The following is a 20290-nucleotide window of genomic DNA, read 5'->3' on the forward strand; positions in this document are numbered from 1 at the left end:
CCGCGGTGCGCCCGGGGGCCCCGCCTGGGGGGCACCCCGGCGGGGGGGGGGCCCCCCCCCCGCCGCCCTGCGGCCCCCGCGGACGTTACCCCGCGGCCGCCTCCGGGATGTGCGTGGTGGATCTATCGCATGGCTGTCTCTGCGTGCAGCGCCTCGGTGGGCTCGTCATCGCAGAGAAGGAGGACCTTGAACGGCACTCCCTTGCCGTCGGGCTTCCCGAGCGGGTCCGCCCACTCTCGCGCGGCACGCGAAAGAATCGAGAGCAGAATTTCACGCTCCTCGGTATTCCCGGCGAGCATGCTTTCGGTGTGGTCGACGATGATCAGGTAATGATCGGCCGGATGCCACGACAGGTCTCGCAGGCAGTCGGACAGTGCATCCCAATTCCAGCCGAAGTACGCCGGAAACGTCAGGGCGTAGGAAAACTGTTCGAAGGCGTCATGTGCCTCGACCAGCTTCCGGCCGTCCAGGCGGGCTGCGACGATCGAGCCCGACGGTGGCATCAATGCGGCGATCGAGAACTGCGAGTCGGCGCGAGCCGTCAGCAGCGAAGGTCCCTCCAGGGTCCACAGCTCAAGGTCTTTCACGATCCAGGCACCGCCACGATCCAGGTCTGATAGTGGGTCGCAGTATAGTAGATCGACCCGTCCGACCCGGTCACGATCCTCTCGCCGCCAGGCTTTGGATTAGCCCCCGCCTGAACCGTTCCCCACTCTCGGTATGTGATCGCTTTTCCGGTGCTGTCGTACTGCGGAAGCTGGTGGCCGCCATTCTTTCCTGAGTTTTCAAAACGGGCGGGAGTGGACGGTCCGGCAAATTGATTGCCGGCTCCCTGGGCTTCGACGCCGTACTGCTGGATATCCCTGACGACGGCCATGGACTCATCTGGGATGGCAGGCGGAATCCATCCGGAAAGCTTTGACGTGTCCCCGAGGATGTCTCCGCAGCCGGAATTGTGGACGAGAATCGGCGTGTTGCCGGCCAGCACGTAGTACGTGTGGACGAGAGCGACGGTGAGGTTGTACGCGGGCTGCAGCGTCGTCCAGTGCCGGGTACCGGTGATCACGGGGGCCCGGCCGTCGGCGGTGCGGACCGTGTCGCCGACAACCAGATCCACGGCGTCGCGCCAGTCGTGGGCGCTCTCCGACCAGTACGGGTGGTGGTCGGTGGAGGTGATGGCCGAAGCGGTGCCGTCGGGAGCGGCGATCGTGAGTTCGGTGAAGTCACGGTCGTCGGGGGTGTAGATGGTGTTCTCGACGCGCTGCGCGCTGGTGGCGCCGGTGGCGGGGTCGGTGGCCGTGACCGTGTCCCCGATGCGGATCTGCTCGATGGGACGGGTCGTGCCGTCGGCCATGAGCACGAGGGTGCCGGCCGGGAAGCTGTTGCGCTTCGTCAGACAGGCCGGCGCCTTGCGGCCGTTCTCCGAAACCTTGGCTTCGCCCTCGAGTTGCTGGACCAGCGTGCGGTCGACGTTCTGGTCCTGCCGCAGGGCCTGGAGCGCGGCTTCGGTTCCGACGCCGTCCTTCAGGGTGAGGCGGAACTTCGCGACCGCGTCCGCCGTCGACGTCAGCTTGTTGATGGCCGCCTGGCTGTAGCCGTTGAGCGTCGCCTGGACGGCGATCTTGGCGTCCTCGATGCCGACGCCCGTCTCCAGCGCGAAGCGGAACGCCACCACGGCCTTGGCGCCCTTGGCGAGGGTGCCGTACGGGATGAAGTTGGACGCCGCCCACGCGCACGAGCTGTTGAAGCCGAAGTCGTGGTAGCACTTGACGAAGTCGTCGGTCAGCGCGTGCCACAGGATCTGGCCGCGGACCGCCTCCGGCGAGTAGTGCGCCTTGTAGTCGAAGTAGGTGATCTGGACGTTCTGGTCACGCTGGTCGTCGACCTTGGTGCTGCTGACGACGACGGTGTTCCAGACGCTGTACTTGCCGGTGCAGGCCGCGATCGACAGGCCCGGCTCCGGGCAGGTCTTCATCACGTAGTTGACCGTGCCGGTGACGTGGACGGTCACCGTGAGGTCACAGACGTCCTGGCCCTTGTCGTTCTGGTGCCAGACCTTGGGGTCGACGTTCTTCAGCAGGACGTCGCCGCGGCCCATGACGAAGTCACCGGCGGTGCAGTGACCCATGTTGTCCTTGACCGGGTCGGCCTTCATGTCGCTCTGCGGGTCGGCCACGACGTAGGAGACCCGGCCCTGGGCGTCGACCGTGGCGGTCTGGTCCTCCAGCGCGCCCTCGATGGTGTCGGTGCACTGCTTCGTGAAGTAGGCGTCCCGGGCGGCGTTGGCGGCCTGCTGCGCCTCGTCGCGGCTCTTGGCAGCCGCGGCGGCGGAGGCCTGGGCCTGGTCGGAGGCGGTCTTCGCGGCGGAGGCGTACTGCTGCGCCTGGTTGGCGTAGCTGGTGGCCGCCGCGGCCGAGAAGTCGGCGCTGCGGGCGGCCGCGTTGGCGTTGGCGGCGGAGGCCTGGGCCTGCTTGGCGGACTGGGCCGCCTGGGCGGCGGACGCCTGCGCGGCCTGGGCGGACTGCGCGGCCTGGGCCGCGAAGTTCTGGGCCTGCTGGGCGGACTGGTTGGCCTGGTTGGCGTAGCCGGCGGCCTCGTTGGCCGCGCCGCGCGCGGTGGCGTACGACTGGGCGGCCTGCGCCGCGTACTGGCGCGCCTGGGCGACCGATCCGTCGATGGTGGCCAGGTAGGCCGCGACGGTGGCCACGTGTGAGGCGGTCATCGCGTCGCGCTGCTGGGCCTTGGCCAGACCGCTCTGCAGGAACGGCACGAGCCGGTCGGCGGGGCCGGACAGGACGGCCTGCGCGGCCGCCTTGACCTCGGGGCCGCCACTGGCCAGGGCCTGCGTCACCTGGACGCGGTTGTCGTCGTCGCGGGCCTTGAACTGGCCGGTGGTCAGGAAGGCGCGGACGTCGTCGATCGTGCCGTCCAGGGCCTTGCCGGCCGCGGCCTTCACGCCCGGGCCACCCGTGGCCATGATCTGCGAGAGCGCGACGCGGTCGTCGTCGTCCTTGCCCGGGTACTGGCCGGTGGCCAGGAACGCGCGCACCTGGTCGGCGGTGCCGACCGAGGCGGTCTCCGCGGCGAGGCGGCGCTCCAGCTTGCCCGGCGCCTGGGAGATCGCCATCACGCTGGTGCGGTCGTCGTAGTCGCGCGCGGTCGGCAGACCGCTGCCCAGGAACGTCTGGACGGCGCTGTCGTCGCCCTCCAGCGCGGTCTGGGCGGCGGCCTTGGTCCACGGACCGCCGGCGTCCAGCAGCCGGAAGGCGGCCTGACGGCCCTTCAGCACGGCGGTCTTCGCATCGACGCCGGACGCGGTCGCGTCCTTGACCAGCTGGTCGGTGTCGGCCGCGAACTGGGTGGCCTTGCCGGCCTCCCACGCCGCGGTCCTCGCCTTCAGGTCCGCGTCGCGCGAGGCCTCGTCGGCCGCTGCCATCTCGGCGGCCTGCTGGCCGGCGAGGCGCTCGGCGTCGGAGGCACGGGCGATGTCGGCGACCTTGTGGGCCTGGGCCGCGGAGTTCGCCGCGGAGTTGGCGTCGGCGTCGGCCGCGGTGGCGGCGGCCTGCGCGACGCCTGCCGCGGTGTTCGCGTCACCGGCGTGCTGGGCTGCCTGCTCGGCCGCGGTGGCCGCGGCTTCCGCGTGGGCGGCCGCGTCGTTGGCGGCGCGCTGCGCGTCGCCGGCCGCGGCGGCCGCCTGGTTGGCGATCGCGACGGTGGCGTTGGCGGCGCGGGTGGCCTCGGCGGCGGCGCTCCGGGCGCGGGCGGCCGCGTTGCGGGCGCGGGCGGCGTCCTCGGCGGACACGCCGGAGTAGTCGGCGGCCTCGGCGGCGGCCTGGGCGGCCGCGGCGGCGTTGGCACCGGAGGAGGCGGCGGCCTGCGCGGCGGCGCCCGCCTGGGTCGCCGCGAAGCCGGCCCACTGGCTGGCCTCGCCCGCGGTGCGGGCTTCCACGGCGGCCTTGCGGGCGGTCTCCGCGGCCTGGCTGGCGGCGTCGGCCTGGGTCTTGTCGCCTGCGGCGTTGGCCGCGGCGGACAGTGCCTGGGAGGCGGCGTTGCCGGCCTTGGTGGCCGCAGCGGCCGCGTTGGCGGCGGCGTTGGCGGCCTGGCGGGAGGCCTCGTTGGCGGCCCTCGCGGCCGCGGAGGCCGTCTTGGCCGCGGCGGCGGCCCGGGTGGCCGCGTCCGCGGCGCGTCCGGCGGCGTTCGACGCCTGCCCAGCCGAGCCCTGCGCCGCCTTGGTCTCGGCGGCGGCCCGCTCGGCCGACTCCTTGGCGAGCCTGGTGGCGTCGACGGCCTTGCCGGCCGCGTCCTTGGCGGTCATCGCCTGCTGGCCGGCCTGGTCGGCGGCGGTCTTCGTCAGGTCGGCCAACTGCCCGATGGACAGCGTCTCCTGGTCGTGCGCGGCCGCCGTCTGGTAGCCGTACTGCAGGAACTGCTGGACGTCGTCCATCGAGCCGTCCAGCGCTGCGCCGGCGGCCTTCTTCACCTCCGGCCCGCCCGAGGCCATCAGCTGCGAGAGGTGGACGCGGTCGTCGTCGTCCCTCGCCTTGAACTGGCCGGTGGTCAGGAACTGGTTGACGTCCGCCAGGGAGCCGTCCATGGCCTTGGACGCCGCGGCCTTCACCCCCGGCCCGCCGGTGGCGATCAGCTGGGAGACCTTCACCCGCTGGTCGTCCTCGTAGGCCTTCTGGGCGCCCTTGTCGAGGAACTTCTTCAGGTCGTCGGCCGAGCCCTTGAGCGCGGCCGTCCCGGCGTCACGCACCCCGGGGCCGGAGTCCGCGACCAGGTCCTCGATCCTGGCCCGCAGGTCCTGGTCGGCGGCCGTGGCCTGACCGCTCGCCAGGAACGCCTTCAGGTCGTCGGCCGAACCGGTCAGCGCGGTCTCCGCCGCGTGGCGCACGGCCGGCCCGCCGGCCTGCCAGGCCGCGACCGCCTTCACCCGGTCCGGATCCGCCGCGGTCGCCGTCGGCGGCGCGTCGGCCGCGAGGGCCGGGGTCGAGAGCAGCCCCGTCAGCAGGCTGCCGGCCACGAGCCCGGCCGCGAGGCGCGACCGGGCCCGTGAGGTCAGTGACAATCTCATCGAAATTCGCAATCCATCATGAATCGGGCACCGGGGTGCCGTGCGGGCCACCGGAATCCGCAATCCACACCGGTGGTCCTGGACATCGCTCCGTGACGGGCGGCGCGGCAGGGGAGCACGCACCGCACACCCGCCGCCGCGCGGAGCGGCCGGGACGGCAGGGGGTCGTGGTCATCGCGCACCGGGGTCGGCGCCCGCCGGGGCCGGTGCGCGGGAGGGGATCAGCCGGCGGGGACGCCGTTGCCCGCGCCGCCGCCGGGCAGGGGCCCGGGAGGGGTCCGGGGGCTGTCCGGCGCGGATGCCGCCGGGGCCGCGCCCAGGGGCCGGGCAAGTCTTCGAACGCTACGCACGGGCACTCCGGAAATGAAGAGAGACGCGCCCGGGAGACACCAGCACCCCCGAGCTGGCAAAGAAAACAAGCGGGACGCTATCGGCCGCCAATCCCGCACGTCAACGCACGAGACCGCCGCTGAAAGGCTTCTGACCTGCGGTCAAGCCCCGCACGGAAAAACGCGGCCGGCCCGTCCGGCCCCGGGGCGCCCGAATGCGGACATTAAGGATGTATGAGAGAGCGCCGCACCCGCCGCCCGACCATCACGGTTCGGTGACGTTTCCTCCCCAACGTGACGGCGCACCCCCGCACCCCGGCATCCGTCGTGAGATGTACACCGGGTGCATCGCGCGGCCCAGCACGCCCCCCGCAAGATCCTCCCGGTGACCCTCGAACACCCCCCACCCGGTGCCTAGCGTGGAAGACGACAACCCCGGACCGTCCCCCCTCCGCTAGGACCCGCCATGATCGAAGCCGTCGGCCTGACCAAGCGCTACGGCACACGCACAGCCGTCGAAGACCTGAGTTTCACCGTCCGACCCGGCATCGTCACCGGCTTCCTCGGCCCCAACGGCGCCGGCAAGTCCACCACCATGCGGATGCTGCTCGGCCTCGACACCCCCAGCGCCGGGCACGCCACCGTCAACGGCCGCCGCTACGCCGAGCACGGCGCACCGCTGCACGAGGTCGGCGCCATGCTGGAGGCCCGGGCCGTCCACACCGGACGCAGCGCCTTCAACCACCTCGCCGCCCTCGCCGCCACCCACGGCATCCCCCGGCGCCGGGTGGAGGAGGTCGTCGACCTGGTGGGCCTGCGCGAGGTCGCCCGCAAGCGCGCCGGCGGGTTCTCCCTCGGCATGGGCCAGCGCCTGGGCATCGCCTCCGCGCTGCTCGGCGACCCCGCCACGGTGATCCTCGACGAGCCGGTCAACGGCCTCGACCCCGAGGGCATCCGCTGGATCCGCAACCTCCTCAAGTCGCTCGCCGCCGAGGGCCGCACCGTCCTCGTCTCCTCCCACCTCATGAGCGAGATGGCCCTGACCGCCGAGCACCTCATCGTCATCGGCCGCGGCCGGCTGATCGCCGACACCTCGGTGGCCGAGTTCACCGCCCGCGCCGCCGGCAGCGCCGTCCTCGTGCGCACCCCCGACACGGACCGGCTGCGCGAACTGCTCGCCGACCAGCCCGGCGTCCAGGTCGAGAAGGCCGCCGACGAGAACGAGGAGAGCGACCGCCTGGAAGTCACCGGCACCGACTGCGAGCGCATCGGCCGCCTGGCCGCCGCCCACTCCCTCGTGCTGTTCGAACTCACCCCCAAGCAGGCCTCCCTGGAGGAAGCCTTCATGGAGCTCACCAAGGACGCGGTGGAGTACCAGGCCGTCGTCACCCCCGCCCAGCCGGTCAAGGAGATGGCCGCATGACCACCACCGCCACCCCCGCCGCCCCCGCCGCCGCCACCGCGACCCCGGCGTTCGCCCCCTCCTCCCGGCCCGCCCGCCCCGGCGTCACCCTCGCCCGGGCCGTCCACGCCGAGTGGATCAAGTTCCGCTCGCTGCGCTCCACCTACTGGACGCTCGGCATCACCGTCGCCCTCACCATCGGCTTCGGCGCCCTGCTGTGCTGGGGCACGGTCAGCCGCTGGGACCACCTGCCCGCCGACGAACGCATGCACTTCGGCGCCGCCGAGCACAGCCTCCTGGGCTACCACTTCGCCCAGCTGGCCATCGGCGTCCTCGGCGTGCTGATCATCACCGGCGAGTACTCCACCGGCATGATCCGCGCCTCGCTGTCCGCCGTCCCCAAGCGCCTGCCGGTGCTCTGGGCCAAGGCCGCCGTCTTCGGCGCCGTCGCCTGGGCCGTCTCCACCGTCGCCTGCCTGATCGCCTTCTTCGTCGGCCAGTCGATCCTCGCGAGCAAGCACCTCGACACCACCCTCGGCGCCCCCGGCGTCACCCGCGTCGTGTTCGGCATGGGCCTCTACCTCACCGCCGTCGGCCTGCTCGCCGTCGGCCTGGGCACCCTCATCCGCAACACCGCCGGCGGCATCGCCAGCGTCTTCGGCGTCCTCATGCTGCTCCCGCTGCTCACCGAGGCCCTGCCCAGCTCCTGGCGCGACACCATCTCCCCCTACCTGCCCGGCAACGCCGGCCAGGCCCTCGCCACCCTCCAGCAGGGCCCGCACGACCTCGCCCCCTGGACCGGCTTCGGCGTGATGTGCCTCTACGTCCTCGCCGCCCTGATCGGCGCCGCCGTCGTCCTCAAGCGACGCGACGCATGACAGCCACCCGAACCCGGGGCCCGGGGTCCCGGGGGGGTGTGAGCATGGTCCGGTGTATAAGAGACTGGGTTTGGGCGGGGGGATCCCCCGCGCGGGGGCGGCACGTGTCCGTGATCCGCAGCCGCCGAGGTGGGTTCCCCGTTCGACGGGCCGTGCCCGGCGTGGGATCGCCACGTCGGGTCTCACCGGCTCTCCAGGGGCGTTTAGCCTGTCCGCCCGCCCGGCGGCCAGGATGTTGCGAGCAGCGTTGAGGTCACGGTCATGGAGCACACCGCACGCCGGACAGGCCCACTCGCGGATCGCGAGGGGCTTGGGACCGTCGCGGTGTCCGCACTCCGAACAGAGCTGGGAGGACGGGAACGCACGGTGCACGATGCCGACCGTGCGCCCGTACCGGGCCGCCTTCTGTTCGAGGAGATGCCGGAAGGCGGCCCATCCGGCGTCGTGGACGGACTTGGCCAGGCGCCCTCGGGCGAGGCCGCGCACGTTCAGATCCTCCAGGAAGACGGCTTGGTTCTCGCCGATCAGCCGGGTGGTCTGCTTGTGCAGCCAGTCCATGCGGGTGTCGGCCACCTTGGCGTGCGCCTTGGCGACCTTCCTGCGGGCCTTCTCCCGGTTCCTGCTGCCCTTGGCCTTGCGGGACAGCTCCCGCTGCGCGGCCTTGAGCTTCTTCTCCGCCTTGCGCAGGAAGCGCGGGTTGTCGATCACCTGCCCGTCGGAGAGGACCGCGTAGGAGGTCAGGCCGAGGTCGATGCCGACCTCGGCGGTCGCCTCGGGCAGAAGACCGGCTTCCACCTCCACCACGAAGGACGCGTGGTACCGTCCGGCCGCATCCAGCACGATCGTCACGGACGACGGCGCGGATGGCAGCACACGGGACCACTCCACCCGCACGTCGCCGATCTTCGCCAGGTTCAGCTTCCCGTTCGGGCGGACGCGGAACCCATTACGGGTGAACCGCAGCGACTGCCGGCTGTCTTTGCGCGACTTGAACCTGGGCAGCCCCACTGGCGGGCCGGCTCGCCTGCCCGCCAGCGAGTCGAAGAAGTTCCGGTACGCCGTGTCCAGGTCTCGCACGGACTGGATCAGCGGATCCACGCCCACCGACGCGAGCCACGCCCGTTCCGCCGTCTTCTTCGCCGTCGTGATCACCAGCTTCTGGAGATCGGTGCTCTTCGGGAACGGCAGACCGCCCTTCCGGGCCTCCTTCCGGACCGCAAGGGCATCGTTGTACACCACCCGAGCGCACCCGAACGTCCGGGCCAGCGCATTACGCTGTCCTGCTGTTGGGTAGAGCCGATAGGAGTACCTCAGATGCACCCGGTCAAGCTATCGGCCGCCACTGACAAGAACCTGCGACAGAAGCCTCCGCACCCCACTTGTCCCCGTTGCACAGGCCCGGACGTTCGGGGAGAAAACGGGTGACCACCGCCGAACGGACCCCCGCAGCCCGCGCAGGACGCCTCGGCGTCCCGCGCGGGCTCGCCCGGCTGCGCGCGGCCGTCCTCACCGAGCGCTACCCCGCCCTCGTCGACGCCGCCGCCGCCCTCGGCCTGCTCGTGCTCACCGCCCTGCCCCAGCGCCGCGAGCTGCACGCCACCCCCTGGCTCTGGGCCCTGCAGCTCGCCCTCGTCCTGCCGCTCGCCCTGCGCCGGCGCGCCCCCTTCCCGGTCTTCGCCGCGATCTCCCTGGCAGCCCTCGCCCAGTGGGCCACCGGCCACCCCATGCCCGCCGACGCGGCCGTCCTGCTCGCCCTCTACACCGTCGCCGCCCACTGCCGGCGCCGCCTGACCCTCATCGCCTACGGCGTCGCCGAACTCGGCGTCGTCATGGCCCTGCTGCGCTGGCCCCCGCTGACCGAACACGGCAACGCCGCCCACCTGCCGCTGTGGCTGCGCGTGTTCGTCCTGTTCTCCGGCACCGTCCTGGCCGCCGTCGCCCTCGGACTCAACGTCCGCGCCCGCCGCGCCCAGCTCACCGCCCTCCAAGAGCGCGCCCGCGACCTGGAACACCAGCGCGACCAGCAGGCCGCCCTCGCCGTCGCCGAGGAACGCTCCCGCATCGCCCGCGAGATGCACGACATCGTCACCCACAACCTCTCCGTCATGGTCGCCCTCGCCGACGCCGCCGCCTACGCCAACGCCACCGCCCCCGACAAGGCCACCGACGCCATGCGCCGCTCCGCCGAGACCGGCCGCCAGGCCCTCACCGACATGCGCCGCTTCCTCGGCGTCCTGCGCGCCGACGAACCCGACGCGCTGCGCCACCCCCAGCCCGGCATCGGCCAGCTCACCGTTCTCGCCGAACACGTGCGCGCCGCCGGCCTGCCCACCGACCTCCACGTCACCGGCGACAGCACCGCCGTCTCACCCGGCGCCCAGCTCACCGCCTACCGCCTCGTCCAGGAATCCCTCACCAACACCCTCAAGCACGCCGCCCCCGGCGCCCGCGCCCGCGTCACCGTCCACGCCACCCCCGCCGCCGTCACCCTGGAGATCCGCGACGACGGCCGCCCCACCGCCACCGCCCCCGGCCTGGGCCAGGGCCTGGCCGGCATGCGCGAACGCGTCGCCGCCTACGGCGGCAACCTCACCGCCGGACCCGCCCCCGGCGGCGGCTGGCGGGTGGCCGCCACCCTCCACCTGACCGACGACCACCCCGGCGACACCGACGAGGAGCCCAGCCCCGCATGACGATCAAGGTCCTGCTGGTCGACGACCAGCCGCTGCTGCGCCTGGCCTTCTCCATGACCCTCGACTCCCAGCCCGACCTGGAGGTCGCCGGCGAGGCCGGCGACGGCGAGGAGGCCGTCCGCCTGGCCGTCGAGCGGCCCGTCGACGTCGTCCTCATGGACGTCCGCATGCCCGGCACCGACGGCATCGAGGCTACCCGCCGCATCGTCGAACAGCGCCCCGACACCAAGGTGCTCATCCTCACCACCTTCGACCTCGACGAGTACGCCTTCGCCGGGCTGCGCGCCGGGGCCTCCGGCTTCCTGCTGAAGAACGCCGAACCGGACGAGCTGCTCGCCGCGATCCGCTGCGTGGCGGCGGGCGACGCGGTCGTCTCCCCGCGCGTCACCCGCCGCCTGCTCGACACCTTCGCCTCCCACCTGCCCGCCGACGGCCGCGGCGCCACCCGCGGCGAGGAGGCCGTCGCCGCGCTGACCGCCCGCGAGCGCAGCGTCCTGATCACGGTCGCCCGGGGCCTGTCCAACGCCGAGATCGCCGCCGAGCTCAAACTCGCCGAGGCCACCGTCAAGACCCACGTCAGCCGCATCCTGCTCAAGCTCGGCCTGCGCGACCGGGTCCAGGCGGTCGTGTACGCCTACGAGAACCGGCTCGTCCAGCCCGCCTGAGCACGCACGGCACGCACGCGCCCCGGCCCCTACGCAACCCGCGTGCGCCGGTCCACACTGGACGGACCCGTCCGAGTACGGACACCAGAGTGCCGGGGGACACATGGAGGCGTACTTCTTCCTCAGCTACGCGCGGGCGGACGACAACGGTTCGGCCGTCGCTGGCTTCTACCAGGACCTGCGCGCCGAACTGGCCCGGCGCGACCCGGACGCGGCCGCGCTGCCGAGCTTCCGGGACGTCGAGCAGCTGTTCCTCGGGACCGACTGGGAGCTGCGGCTGTCGCGCACCGTCGCCCGCTGCCGCACCATGGTCGCGCTCTACTCGCCCGCCTACTTCGCCAGCGTCTACTGCGGCAAGGAGTGGACCGCCTTCCGCTCCCGCACCATCGCCTACGAACGCGAGACCGGCTGGGACAGCGGCGCCCTGCTGCCCGTCCTGTGGGAGCCCCTGCCCGCCGGGCCCGCCGCCCCCGCCGACGAGGTCCAGTACGTCGAACCCGCCATGGGGGAGCGCTACGCCGAACTCGGACTGCGCCGCCTCATCGAACAGGACCCGGGCGGAGCGGACTACCGGCGCGTCGTCGAGGTCCTGGCCGAACGGGTCCGCCTGCCCGCCCAACGCGCCCGCCTGCCCGAACTCGCCGACCTCGACCTGCGGCACTACCCCGGCGCCTTCCCGCCCGGCCCCCGCCCCGACCAGCCCGCGGCCACCGCCGGCCACCACCCGCCCGCCCACCTGTTCGTCAGCTACGCCCCCGCCGAACGGATGTGGGCCGAGTGGGCCGCCACCGAGCTGACCGCCCTCGGCTACCGCACCACCCTGCACAGCGTCGCCGCCGCCGAGGAAGGCCTGCCCGTCGAGGCCGGCTGGGCCCTGACCGGCCAGGGCCGCGTCGTCGTCCTGCTCTCCGCCGCCTACCCCGGCCACCCCCGCGCCGAGCGCCTCTTCCGCGCGCTCGCCGGCCGCGAGGCGGCCCCGGGCGTGCCCGCCCTCGTCCCGGTCCGGGTCGGCGACCCCGACACCGCCCTGCCCCGGCTCTTCGCCGAGCGGCCCAGCGTCGACCTCGCCGGCTCCTCGGCCGCCGACTCCCTGACCCGGCTGGCCACCGCCGTCGGCCACCCCGCCCGGGAGAGCGCCGGCGACCGCCCGTCCGCCCGCGGCGGCCACCCCGGCGACCTGCCCGCCGTCCTGGACATCCCCGCCCGCAACACCTCCTTCACCGGCCGCGACCGCGAACTCGAGGCCCTGCGCGACGGCTTCACCACCGCCGGCGCCGGCGCCGTCCGCGTCCTGACCGGCCTCGGCGGCGTCGGCAAGACCCAGACCGCCGCCGAATACGCCCACCGCTTCCGCGCCGGCTACGACGTCGTGTGGTGGATCGGCGCCGAACAGCCCGAACTCATCGCCACCCGGCTGGCCGCCCTCGCCCCCGGACTCGGCCTCGAACACGGCGAGGACAGCCAGGACACCGCCGCCCGCGTCCTCGCCGCCCTGCGCCACGGCACCCCCTACCGGCGCTGGCTGCTCATCCTCGACAACGCGACCGGCCCCGACCAGCTCGCCCGCTGGCTCGTCGACGGCCCCCTCGGCGGCCACATCCTCATCACCTCCCGCAACCCCGCCTGGAGCGGCCGGGCCGGAGTCGTCGAACTCGGCGTCTTCCGCCGCACCGAGAGCCTCCAGCACCTCCACCGCCTCAACCCCGGCCTCGGCCACGACGCGGCCGACCAGGTCTGCGACCGCCTCGGCGACCTGCCGCTGGCCATCGCCCAGGCCGCCGCCTGGCTGCGCGAGAGCGGCATGCCCGTCACCGACTACCTCGACCTGCTCGCCGCCACCATGACCGAGATCCTCGACCGCACCCGCCTGCCCGCCACCGACTACCCGCGCTCGGTGGCCGCGACCTGGCACCTGTCCCTGGAGGAACTCCACCGCACCAACGCCCGCGCCGCCGAACTCCTCGAAATCTGCGCCCACTTCGGCCCCGAGCCGATCCCCACCGCACTGCTGCTCTCCCCGCTGCTGGCCCGCCACCTCGGCCTCGACGGCGACGCCCTGGGCACCCGCCTGGAGATGGGCGAGCTCGTGCGCACCATCCACCGCACCGGCCTGGCCCGCGCCGACGCCGGCCGCCAGTCCCTGACCGTCCACCGCCTCGTCCAGGCCGTCGTCCGCGACCAGCTGCCCGCCCAGCGCGGCGAGGAGATGCGCCGCGTCGTCCAGCTCGCCCTCGCCGCCGCAGCCCCCTCCGACCCCGACCGGGTCGGCACCTGGGAGGCCTTCGCCGAGATCCTCCCGCACCTGTGGCCCAGCGGCGCCGCCGACTCCACCGAGGCCGACGTGCGCCGGCTCATCGTCAACTCCGTACGCTTCCTGTGGAAGCGCGGCCTCTACCCGGAGGCCAGGGAACTCGCCGAACGCACCCTGGAACGCTGGAGCAGGGCCGCCCCGGACGGCGGGCGCCCAGGCACCGACGGCCTCCAGACCGGCATGCTGCGCGTCCAGCTCGCCAACGTGCTCCGCGAACAGGGCGAATTCCGGGCCAGCTACACCATCGACCGCACCGCCCTGGAACGCTTCCGCGGCGAACTGGGCCCCCGCCACCTGCAGACCCTCATCGCCGCCGGCAACCTCGCGGCCGACCTGCGCCTGCTCGGCCGCTACCAGGAGGCCCGCGAACTCGACCGCGACACCCTCGACCACGTCCTCCAGGCGCTCGGCCCCGACCACCCGCGCATCGGCATGACCCTCCACAACCTGGCCGTCTCCGAGGACCTCACCGGCGACTGGCCCCGCGCCCTGGACCTCTACCGCCGCAGCTACCGCCGCCAGCGGCGCCTGCTCGGCCCCGCCGACCTCGACACCCTGCTCTCGGCCGCGGCCTACGGCGGCACACTGCGCGAGATGGGAAGGTTACGCGAATCGCTGACCGTGCTGGAGGACACCGTCCTCGCCTACCAGCGCACCGTCAGCAGCCGCAACACCCAGTCCCTGTACGCCAGGGCCGAACTCGCCGCCACCACCTTCCGCCTCGGCGACCTGCCCGCCGCCTGCGAACAGGCCGGCCAGACCTACCAGGACCTCGGCGACGTCCAAGGCCCCCACCACCTGCACTCCCTCGTCGCGGCCACCACCCTGGCCGCGGCCCTCCACGCCCGCGGCGACCACCAGCGCGCCGCCCGCATCGCCGCCCGCGCCCACCGGGCCGGCCAGGACCACTTCGGGGAGGCCCACCCCGTCACCCTCGCCCTGACCGCCGGCCTCGCCGTCCACCTCCGTGCCACCAGCAGCGCCGCGGAGGCCCGCTCCCTGTCCCACACCGCCGTCACCGGCCTCACCCGCGCCATCGGCGCCGACCACCCCTACCTGGGCGCCGTCCTGATCAACCACGCCACCGGCCTCGCGGAGACCGGCGAGAGCGAAGCGGCCGCCGAACTCGGCCGCCGCGCCATGGACCTGCTCACCGCCGTGGTCGGCGACACCCACTACGACGTGCTCACCGCCCGCGCCAACCTCGCCCTCGACCTGGCCGCCCTCGGCCACCACGCCGAGGCCGTGCGCCTGCGCGCCCGCTGCGCCCGCCAGGCCGCCGACGCCCTGGGCCCCGCCCACCCGGTCACCACGGCCACCGAAGCCGCCACCCGCCTGGCCGCCCACGTCGAACTGGTGCGGCTCTGAGACGGCCCGGGCCCCCGGCCGCGGGAGGGCCGGGGGCTGCGAGCGCCGTACGGAGTGTCAGGGGCGGGTGACCGAGGTCGTGTTGGTGGCGGCGTTCCAGTGGACGGTCGCGTTCTGGAACTTCTGGACGCGCCCGCCCGGCTCGTCGGCCTCGTCGGTGACGGGGTAGCCGACGGCCTTCTCGTGGCCGGCGGCGTGGAAGGCGTCGTAGATGGCGCCGTGGACGACGTGCGCACCGGTCGGGGCGGACCACAGGATCACGGCCCGCTCGAAGAACTGGTAGCGCCCGCGGGTGCCGTCGGGGGCCGCGGCCCCGTCCGCCTCGTCCATCGTCGGGAAGCCCCAGGCCCGTTCGGCGTCGGTGGCCCAGAAGCGGGTGAGGATCTCGCCGTAGACGGGGTGGGCCTCGTCCGGGTGCCACAGGATGATGCCGTTCTTGAACTGCTGGAAGCGCCCGCCGGCCGCCGAGTCGCGCTCGCCGCGGATCGGCGCGCCCAGCACGCTGTTCAGGCCGCCCATGGCGTCGTACTTGACCCGGATCGCGCCGTAGGGCATCAGGTCGTCCAGGCGGTTGTAGCGGCGCGGGGTGAAGCCGCGCAGCCCGTCACCCCACGTGCGCTCCTCGGCGACGTGGCCGAAGTCGTACTCCTCGCGCACCACCGGCTGGGTGTGGGCGGCATCGGCCCAGCGCACGAACAGGGCGACGTGGTCGGTGCCGCCGGCGTCCTTGAGCAGCGCGTCGCCGGGCTGGAGGTCACCGGCCGGGATGTCGGCGGTCACGTTCCACAGCGTCCACGTGGTGAGCGAGGTGCCCAGGTGCCAGGCCATCGACACGAAGCCGGAGCAGTCGGGGCGGTAGCAGCCGAACTGGTTGCCGTGGCAGCCCTGCTGGCTGTACGGCACCTGCTCGGCGATCCACGACCACGCGCGGTCCATGACCTCGCCGCGCCCGATCGGGCCGTCGGTGTCGGAGTCGAGCGCGGCGGCTCCCGTGGCGGGGGAGCGGACGGGTACGGCGGACGCGGCGTTCGCGGCGTTCGTGGCGGCGGGTATCGCGTCCAGCGCGAGCGCGGCCGCCGCCAGGGCGGGGACCACGGCGCGCGCGGCACGGCGCAGGATCGGCGTAGTGCGCAAGGCTGGCTCCTGGGGGTCTGCGGTGGAAGGGCTCCGCGGTGGAAGGGCCCTGACGGACCGTCCGCAAGCTAGCCGCGGGCGCGCGGGGCCGGTATCCGGAACGCTCCGGATTGACCGGCCCCGTCAGCCAGTCGAGGATGGTGCCGGGCAGGCCGGCAGCTCCGGGCGGTCCAGGGTCCGCACCGCCGGCAGCCACGCCGCCGGCTCCGACGGGCCCCCGGGCAGGCGCACCCGGAACCACCGGGGCGACTGGGTGCCCATCTCGTCGACGATCGGCACCCCGTGCGGCTCCTCGCACTCCGCGTCCAGCACGTCCCCGTGCCACACCCGGGTCGCCACCACGTTCCCCGCCAGGTACGGCTCGCGCGGGTCGATCGCCAGGCCCAGGCTGCACTGCGGATCCCGGCCCGGCCGGGTCTGGCAGCCCGGGTCCGCGTTGTACACCCGCACGTGCCCCGCCGCCGGGGCGCTGCCGCCGGCGTCCGTCCAGCCCACCGCCACCGTGCCCGCCACCGCCGCCCCGGACGCCAGCACGGCCGCCGCCGCGAGCGCGGCGGGCCCGTGGCGCCGCCGCCCGTGTCTGCCCCCGCCCCGGTGGGCGCGGATGCGCGCGAGCAGGCTCTCGGCACTGTGGGCGGCGCGCTCGGCATGGGTGGGCGCCAGGCAGTCGGCGGCCAGCGCCCGCCAGAATGGCGGCACCCCGTCCGCCATCCGCAGCGGCGCCCGCCGCTCCGCGTACTCCTGGGCGGCCGCCGCCCGCGCCGCCGGGGTCGCGCCGGGAAACGGCGAGGCGCCGCGCGCGAACACCTCGTGCACGACGATCCCCAGCGCCCAGATGTCCCCGCTGGGACGCACGGTGACACCCTGCTCGCCCAGCGGCGCCCGCCAGCGCTCGGGCGGCAGGTAGTCGAACGTGCCCATCGGCGGCGCGTGGCCGTGCGTGCCACCGGTCCCGGTCAGCTCGGTCGCCAGCCCGAAGTCCGCGAGCAGCACCGAACCGTCGGCGGCCAGCAGCACGTTGTCGGGCTTCAGGTCGCCGTGCACCCACCCGGCGGCGTGCAGGTGGGCCAGCCCCTCGCAGATCCCGGCGATCAGCGCGCCGCCCTCGGCCTCGGACACCTCCGCCGAATCCAGCAGGTCCCGCAGGCTGCGCTCCGCGCGCTCCATCACCAGGACGATCGCGCCGTCCAGGAACGCGTCACCCTCCGCGCCGAGCTGCACGGTGTCCAGCAGGCGCACCAGCCGCGGATGGCGGGTGCGGCGGGCGAACTCCACCTCGCGGCGCGCGGTTTCGGCGACCTTGGCGGCCTGGCGCGGCGTCAGCCCCGCGGTCGGCAGGATCTTCAGCGCGACCTCGACGCCGACCCCGTCACCGCCCTCGGCACCGTCCCCGGCACCGTCCTCGTCAACGCTTCCGTCACCGCTCCCGGTGGAGCGGCCCGCGTACACACTGGCCCAGCCCCCGGCCGCGATCGGCCCGGTGACCTCCCAGCGCCCCACGCGCCGGCCCGGCGGCAGCGGGTGCACGCTCAGGCACCGGCGGGGCCGACCGGGCCGCGCGGCGGCAGCAGCGCCAGGTGCTCCTCGCGCACCAGCCCGAACCGCAGCGCGATCGCCACGATCGCCTCCCGCTTGCCGTTGCGCCGCCCGCCCCGCTCCTCCGCCGGGGCGGCGATGCGCATCTTCTCCTCGGCCAGGTAATCGATGTGCGAACTGACCGCACGCGCCGTCAGCCGCGCGCACGCCCGATGACCGGCCAGCCGCTCCACGATCCGCGGCGTCGTCGGCACCTCCAGCGGCGACTCGTCACGCAGCCGCGGCTCGCACAGCGCCACCAGCACCAGGAAGTACGTCGCCGTCTCGTCCAGCGAGTACGCCGTGACCGTCCGGGTGCCCCGCAGGGCGTCGCCGCCCAGCCCGTCCGGATCCAGGTAGACGTGATCGGGGGCGAACACCTGAAAGGCCAGCGTCCCGCCACCGTGCGTCGGCAGCACCACGCGCGAGAACTCGAACGGGATCGGCGCCCCCGCCCGCCGCGGCGGCACCCGCAGGTACTCCCCGGCACCCTCCGGGTTCTCCACCAGGTAACTCTGGCTCGCACTGAGGTTGCTCAGCTGCCAGTGGTCCTCCGTCACCCGGATCTCCCCGGCCAGCCGCGACACCGCCGCGTCCGCCAGCGGCAGCTCCACCGGCACCGCCGCCGAACCCCGCCCGAACCGCGCCACCTGACCGGGCCCCAGCCGCAGCGTCACCGCCCCGGCACTGCCGTCGCCCGCAGGCGGCAGATACACGACAACGCCACTCATGCGCCCGCCTCGCTGCGCCCGGCGGTCGCTTCGCGAAACACGCACCCATCAGTGGTTCGCTCGCTGCGCTCGCTCACGGTCGCGCCCCCCTTCATCGCACCTCAGGGCGACGGTACACAATGTGCCGGGACGATTGCGAAGCGTGTGCCGATCCTCACGAACCGCTGCTCCCACCACCGCCGTCACCGAGGCTGGTGAGGTCGGCCCCGTCGTTACGCGAACCGCGCCGCCGCCGCTTGGCCGCCGAGCGCACCACCTCGCCCGCCCCCAGCGTCACCGCCGCCACCGCCCGCACCCACCCCGGCCCGCCTCGCTGCGCCCACACGACGCACGCGCACCCGCCGACGACGAGCAGCAGGACGAGAACCAGCACCACACCGACCATGCTCCGCACCTCTTCTTCGTGTTCGTATACCGCCGGTGATCTTCCCAGATCCCCCGATACGCGAACGAAACACTCGCTACCGGAATCTGATCTCACCGATGAACCGGTGAAACCCGTTTCAGGGCGGACCTTGACGTTCCGTTCCTGCAGTGCCACCCATGCCAACGACGTCAGCCACCCCCCGAAGGTTCACCCGCCGGTTCTCTGCTGCCGGAGCCCTCCTGCCGAGCGCGGCCACGGCGGCCGTCCTGCTGCCGGCTGCCGCCGTCCGCTTCCCCCGAACACGCCGGACCCCGGGGCGACCTGGACGCACGGCGGCGCGGTGAACGGGAGCGTCGGGCGGCTCTTCTTCACTTTCACCTGGGCGACAGCGCCCGCCGCCTCTGCGCCCGGGCCCAGGCGCAGCCGCTCTGACCGCCGCGCCCGGTGGGTCAGTGCAGGAGGGCGTGCAGCAGCCGTACGTAGCGGCTCCAGCGGGCCGGGCGGGCCACCGTGCCCGAACAGGCCAGTTCGGCGCGGTCCAGGCTGTCCTCCAGGCAGGCGTCGTGGAGGGGGCGGAAGACGAGCGGCCAGGTGAGGCGCGCCGGGCCGCGGGCGGCCATGGCGAGGGTGTGGCGCAGCAGCGTGTGCTCCTCGTCGACGGCCAGGGCGGTGAATTCGTGGAATCCGTGGAAGCCGCGCGGCCCGCTGAAGGTGAAGCGCACCCATTGCGAGGGGACGTGGGCGGCGACGGTGTAGCGGACCGGGCCGTGCCCGCCGACCGCCCCGGCCGCCAGGGGGCGGTCGAACTCCATCGACGGCCAACTGCCCTGCGGCCACAGCCTGTCGTCGCTGCTCGCCAGGGTGTCGATCAGCGCTCCCACCTCGCTTCGCTGCGCGGCCAGCAGGCGCTCGTGCACGTTGTAGACACCCATCGCGGTCTCCTCGGGTTCTTTTTAGAGGGCAATCTCTAATATTGTGGAGGGTACTCTCCAGTTCATGGCGAGACCACCCCGCTTCGATGCGAACCAGCTGCTCGACGCCGCCGTGCGGCTGGCCGCCGCCGGGGGACCGGCCGCGGTGACGATGTCCGCGGTCGCCACGGAGGTGGGCGCCCCGAGCGGCTCGGTGTACCACCGGTTCGCCGGGCGCTCCGCGCTGCTCGCCGAGGTGTGGCTGCGGACGGTGGAGGGCTTCCAGGACGGCTACTTCAAGGTCCTCGAAGCGAGCGGCGGCGACGCACGGCGGGCGGGCTGCGCGGCGGCGCGCCACGTCGTCGCCTGGAGCCGCGCCCACCCCGAGGAGGCCGCTCTCCTCCTCTACGGCGCCGAGGACTTCGGGCGCGCCGACTGGTCGGACGAGCACCGCCGGCGGGCGGACGACGGCAACCGCCGCGTGCGCGCCTCTCTCGCCGAGCTCGCCACCGCCCTGGGCGCCGAGGGCCCGCAGGCCGCCGAGCGGGTGGCCCTCGCCGTGGTCGACCTGCCCCTGTCCCTGGTCCGCCGCCACCTCCGCTCCGGCGACCCCCTCCCCGCCCACGCCGAAGACCTCGCCGAACAGTGCACCGCCGCCCTCCTGGGCCCGGCCGCCTGAGGACCGCCCCCATGGCCGCCCGGCCTGGACGGCGGGGCGGTGAGCGAGAAGTCGGCGGGCCCGACTTCTGGTGCGGGGCGGGCCGGGGGCCCGCCGCCCCGCGGGGTGGGGGGGGGGGGGGGCGGTCCCCAGCGGCGGGAGGGGGGGGCGCGGACACACAAGGCGAGACCCCC

General features: G+C 73.9%; 13 protein-coding genes and 1 pseudogene. 6 read left to right on the plus strand and 8 right to left on the minus strand.

All coding sequences use genetic code 11. The features are described from left to right. Window positions 1-122: 122 nt before the first annotated feature. Together ACFV4F_RS14150 and ACFV4F_RS14155 are read right to left on the minus strand one after the other, a co-directional pair. The gene (locus ACFV4F_RS14150) at window positions 123-587 is read right to left on the minus strand and encodes a barstar family protein (RefSeq protein ID WP_380441313.1); all 465 of its coding nucleotides are present in this window, start codon (window positions 585-587) and stop codon (window positions 123-125) included. Next, window positions 584-5074: a polymorphic toxin-type HINT domain-containing protein gene (locus ACFV4F_RS14155; protein WP_380502350.1), complete on the minus strand. Its 4491-nt coding sequence runs from the start codon at window positions 5072-5074 to the stop codon at window positions 584-586. Before ACFV4F_RS14155 ends, ACFV4F_RS14150 begins: the two co-directional genes overlap by 4 nt. A 795-nt stretch (window positions 5075-5869) precedes the next feature. Here ACFV4F_RS14155 and ACFV4F_RS14160 point away from each other — a divergent pair. Further along, a complete protein-coding gene (locus ACFV4F_RS14160) occupies window positions 5870-6826 on the plus strand; it encodes an ABC transporter ATP-binding protein (protein WP_380443281.1) in 957 nt (318 codons plus the stop codon). After that, window positions 6823-7683, plus strand: a complete 861-nt coding sequence (locus ACFV4F_RS14165) for an ABC transporter permease subunit (RefSeq protein ID WP_380443283.1) — start codon at window positions 6823-6825, stop codon at window positions 7681-7683. The genes ACFV4F_RS14160 and ACFV4F_RS14165 overlap by 4 nt, the downstream gene beginning before the upstream one ends. Window positions 7684-7920: 237 nt before the next feature. Here ACFV4F_RS14165 and ACFV4F_RS14170 read toward each other — a convergent pair. Further along, window positions 7921-9003 (minus strand): annotated as a pseudogene (locus ACFV4F_RS14170) (RNA-guided endonuclease InsQ/TnpB family protein); the annotation flags it as partial. Window positions 9004-9104: 101 nt separating this feature from the next. Here ACFV4F_RS14170 and ACFV4F_RS14175 point away from each other — a divergent pair. The 3 genes from ACFV4F_RS14175 to fxsT all read left to right on the plus strand — a co-directional run bounded on the left by ACFV4F_RS14175 (window position 9105) and on the right by fxsT (window position 14720). Continuing rightward, a complete protein-coding gene (locus ACFV4F_RS14175) occupies window positions 9105-10376 on the plus strand; it encodes a sensor histidine kinase (RefSeq protein WP_380443285.1) in 1272 nt (423 codons plus the stop codon). Beyond that, window positions 10373-11041, plus strand: a complete 669-nt coding sequence (locus ACFV4F_RS14180; protein ID WP_359970122.1) for a response regulator transcription factor — start codon at window positions 10373-10375, stop codon at window positions 11039-11041. The genes ACFV4F_RS14175 and ACFV4F_RS14180 overlap by 4 nt, the downstream gene beginning before the upstream one ends. Before the next feature lie 103 nt (window positions 11042-11144). After that, window positions 11145-14720, plus strand: coding sequence for an FxSxx-COOH system tetratricopeptide repeat protein (gene fxsT / locus ACFV4F_RS14185; RefSeq protein WP_380502353.1), 3576 nt, complete (start codon window positions 11145-11147; stop codon window positions 14718-14720). Window positions 14721-14777: 57 nt separating this feature from the next. Here the strand turns inward: fxsT and ACFV4F_RS14190 are convergent, their stop codons facing one another. From ACFV4F_RS14190 to ACFV4F_RS14210, 5 genes are all read right to left on the minus strand, one after another. After that, a complete protein-coding gene (locus tag ACFV4F_RS14190) occupies window positions 14778-15854 on the minus strand; it encodes a hypothetical protein (protein WP_380502355.1) in 1077 nt (358 codons plus the stop codon). A 123-nt stretch (window positions 15855-15977) separates the two neighbouring features. Beyond that, a complete protein-coding gene (locus ACFV4F_RS14195; RefSeq protein WP_380502357.1) occupies window positions 15978-17381 on the minus strand; it encodes a serine/threonine-protein kinase in 1404 nt (467 codons plus the stop codon). Window positions 17382-17383: 2 nt separating this feature from the next. Further along, on the minus strand, window positions 17384-18160 hold the full coding sequence (locus tag ACFV4F_RS14200; RefSeq protein WP_380443294.1) for a serine/threonine protein kinase: 777 nt from the start codon (window positions 18158-18160) through the stop codon (window positions 17384-17386). Window positions 18161-18314: 154 nt separating this feature from the next. Then, window positions 18315-18545, minus strand: a complete 231-nt coding sequence (locus tag ACFV4F_RS14205; protein WP_380443296.1) for a hypothetical protein — start codon at window positions 18543-18545, stop codon at window positions 18315-18317. A gap of 431 nt (window positions 18546-18976) precedes the next feature. Then, on the minus strand, window positions 18977-19459 hold the full coding sequence (locus ACFV4F_RS14210) for an SRPBCC family protein (protein ID WP_380443298.1): 483 nt from the start codon (window positions 19457-19459) through the stop codon (window positions 18977-18979). Window positions 19460-19523: 64 nt separating this feature from the next. Here ACFV4F_RS14210 and ACFV4F_RS14215 point away from each other — a divergent pair, with 64 nt between their 5' ends. After that, a complete protein-coding gene (locus ACFV4F_RS14215) occupies window positions 19524-20117 on the plus strand; it encodes a TetR/AcrR family transcriptional regulator (RefSeq protein WP_380502359.1) in 594 nt (197 codons plus the stop codon). Window positions 20118-20290: the final 173 nt, after the last annotated feature.

This window comes from Kitasatospora sp. NPDC059722, assembly GCF_042733235.1.
GTDB lineage: Bacteria > Actinomycetota > Actinomycetes > Streptomycetales > Streptomycetaceae > Kitasatospora.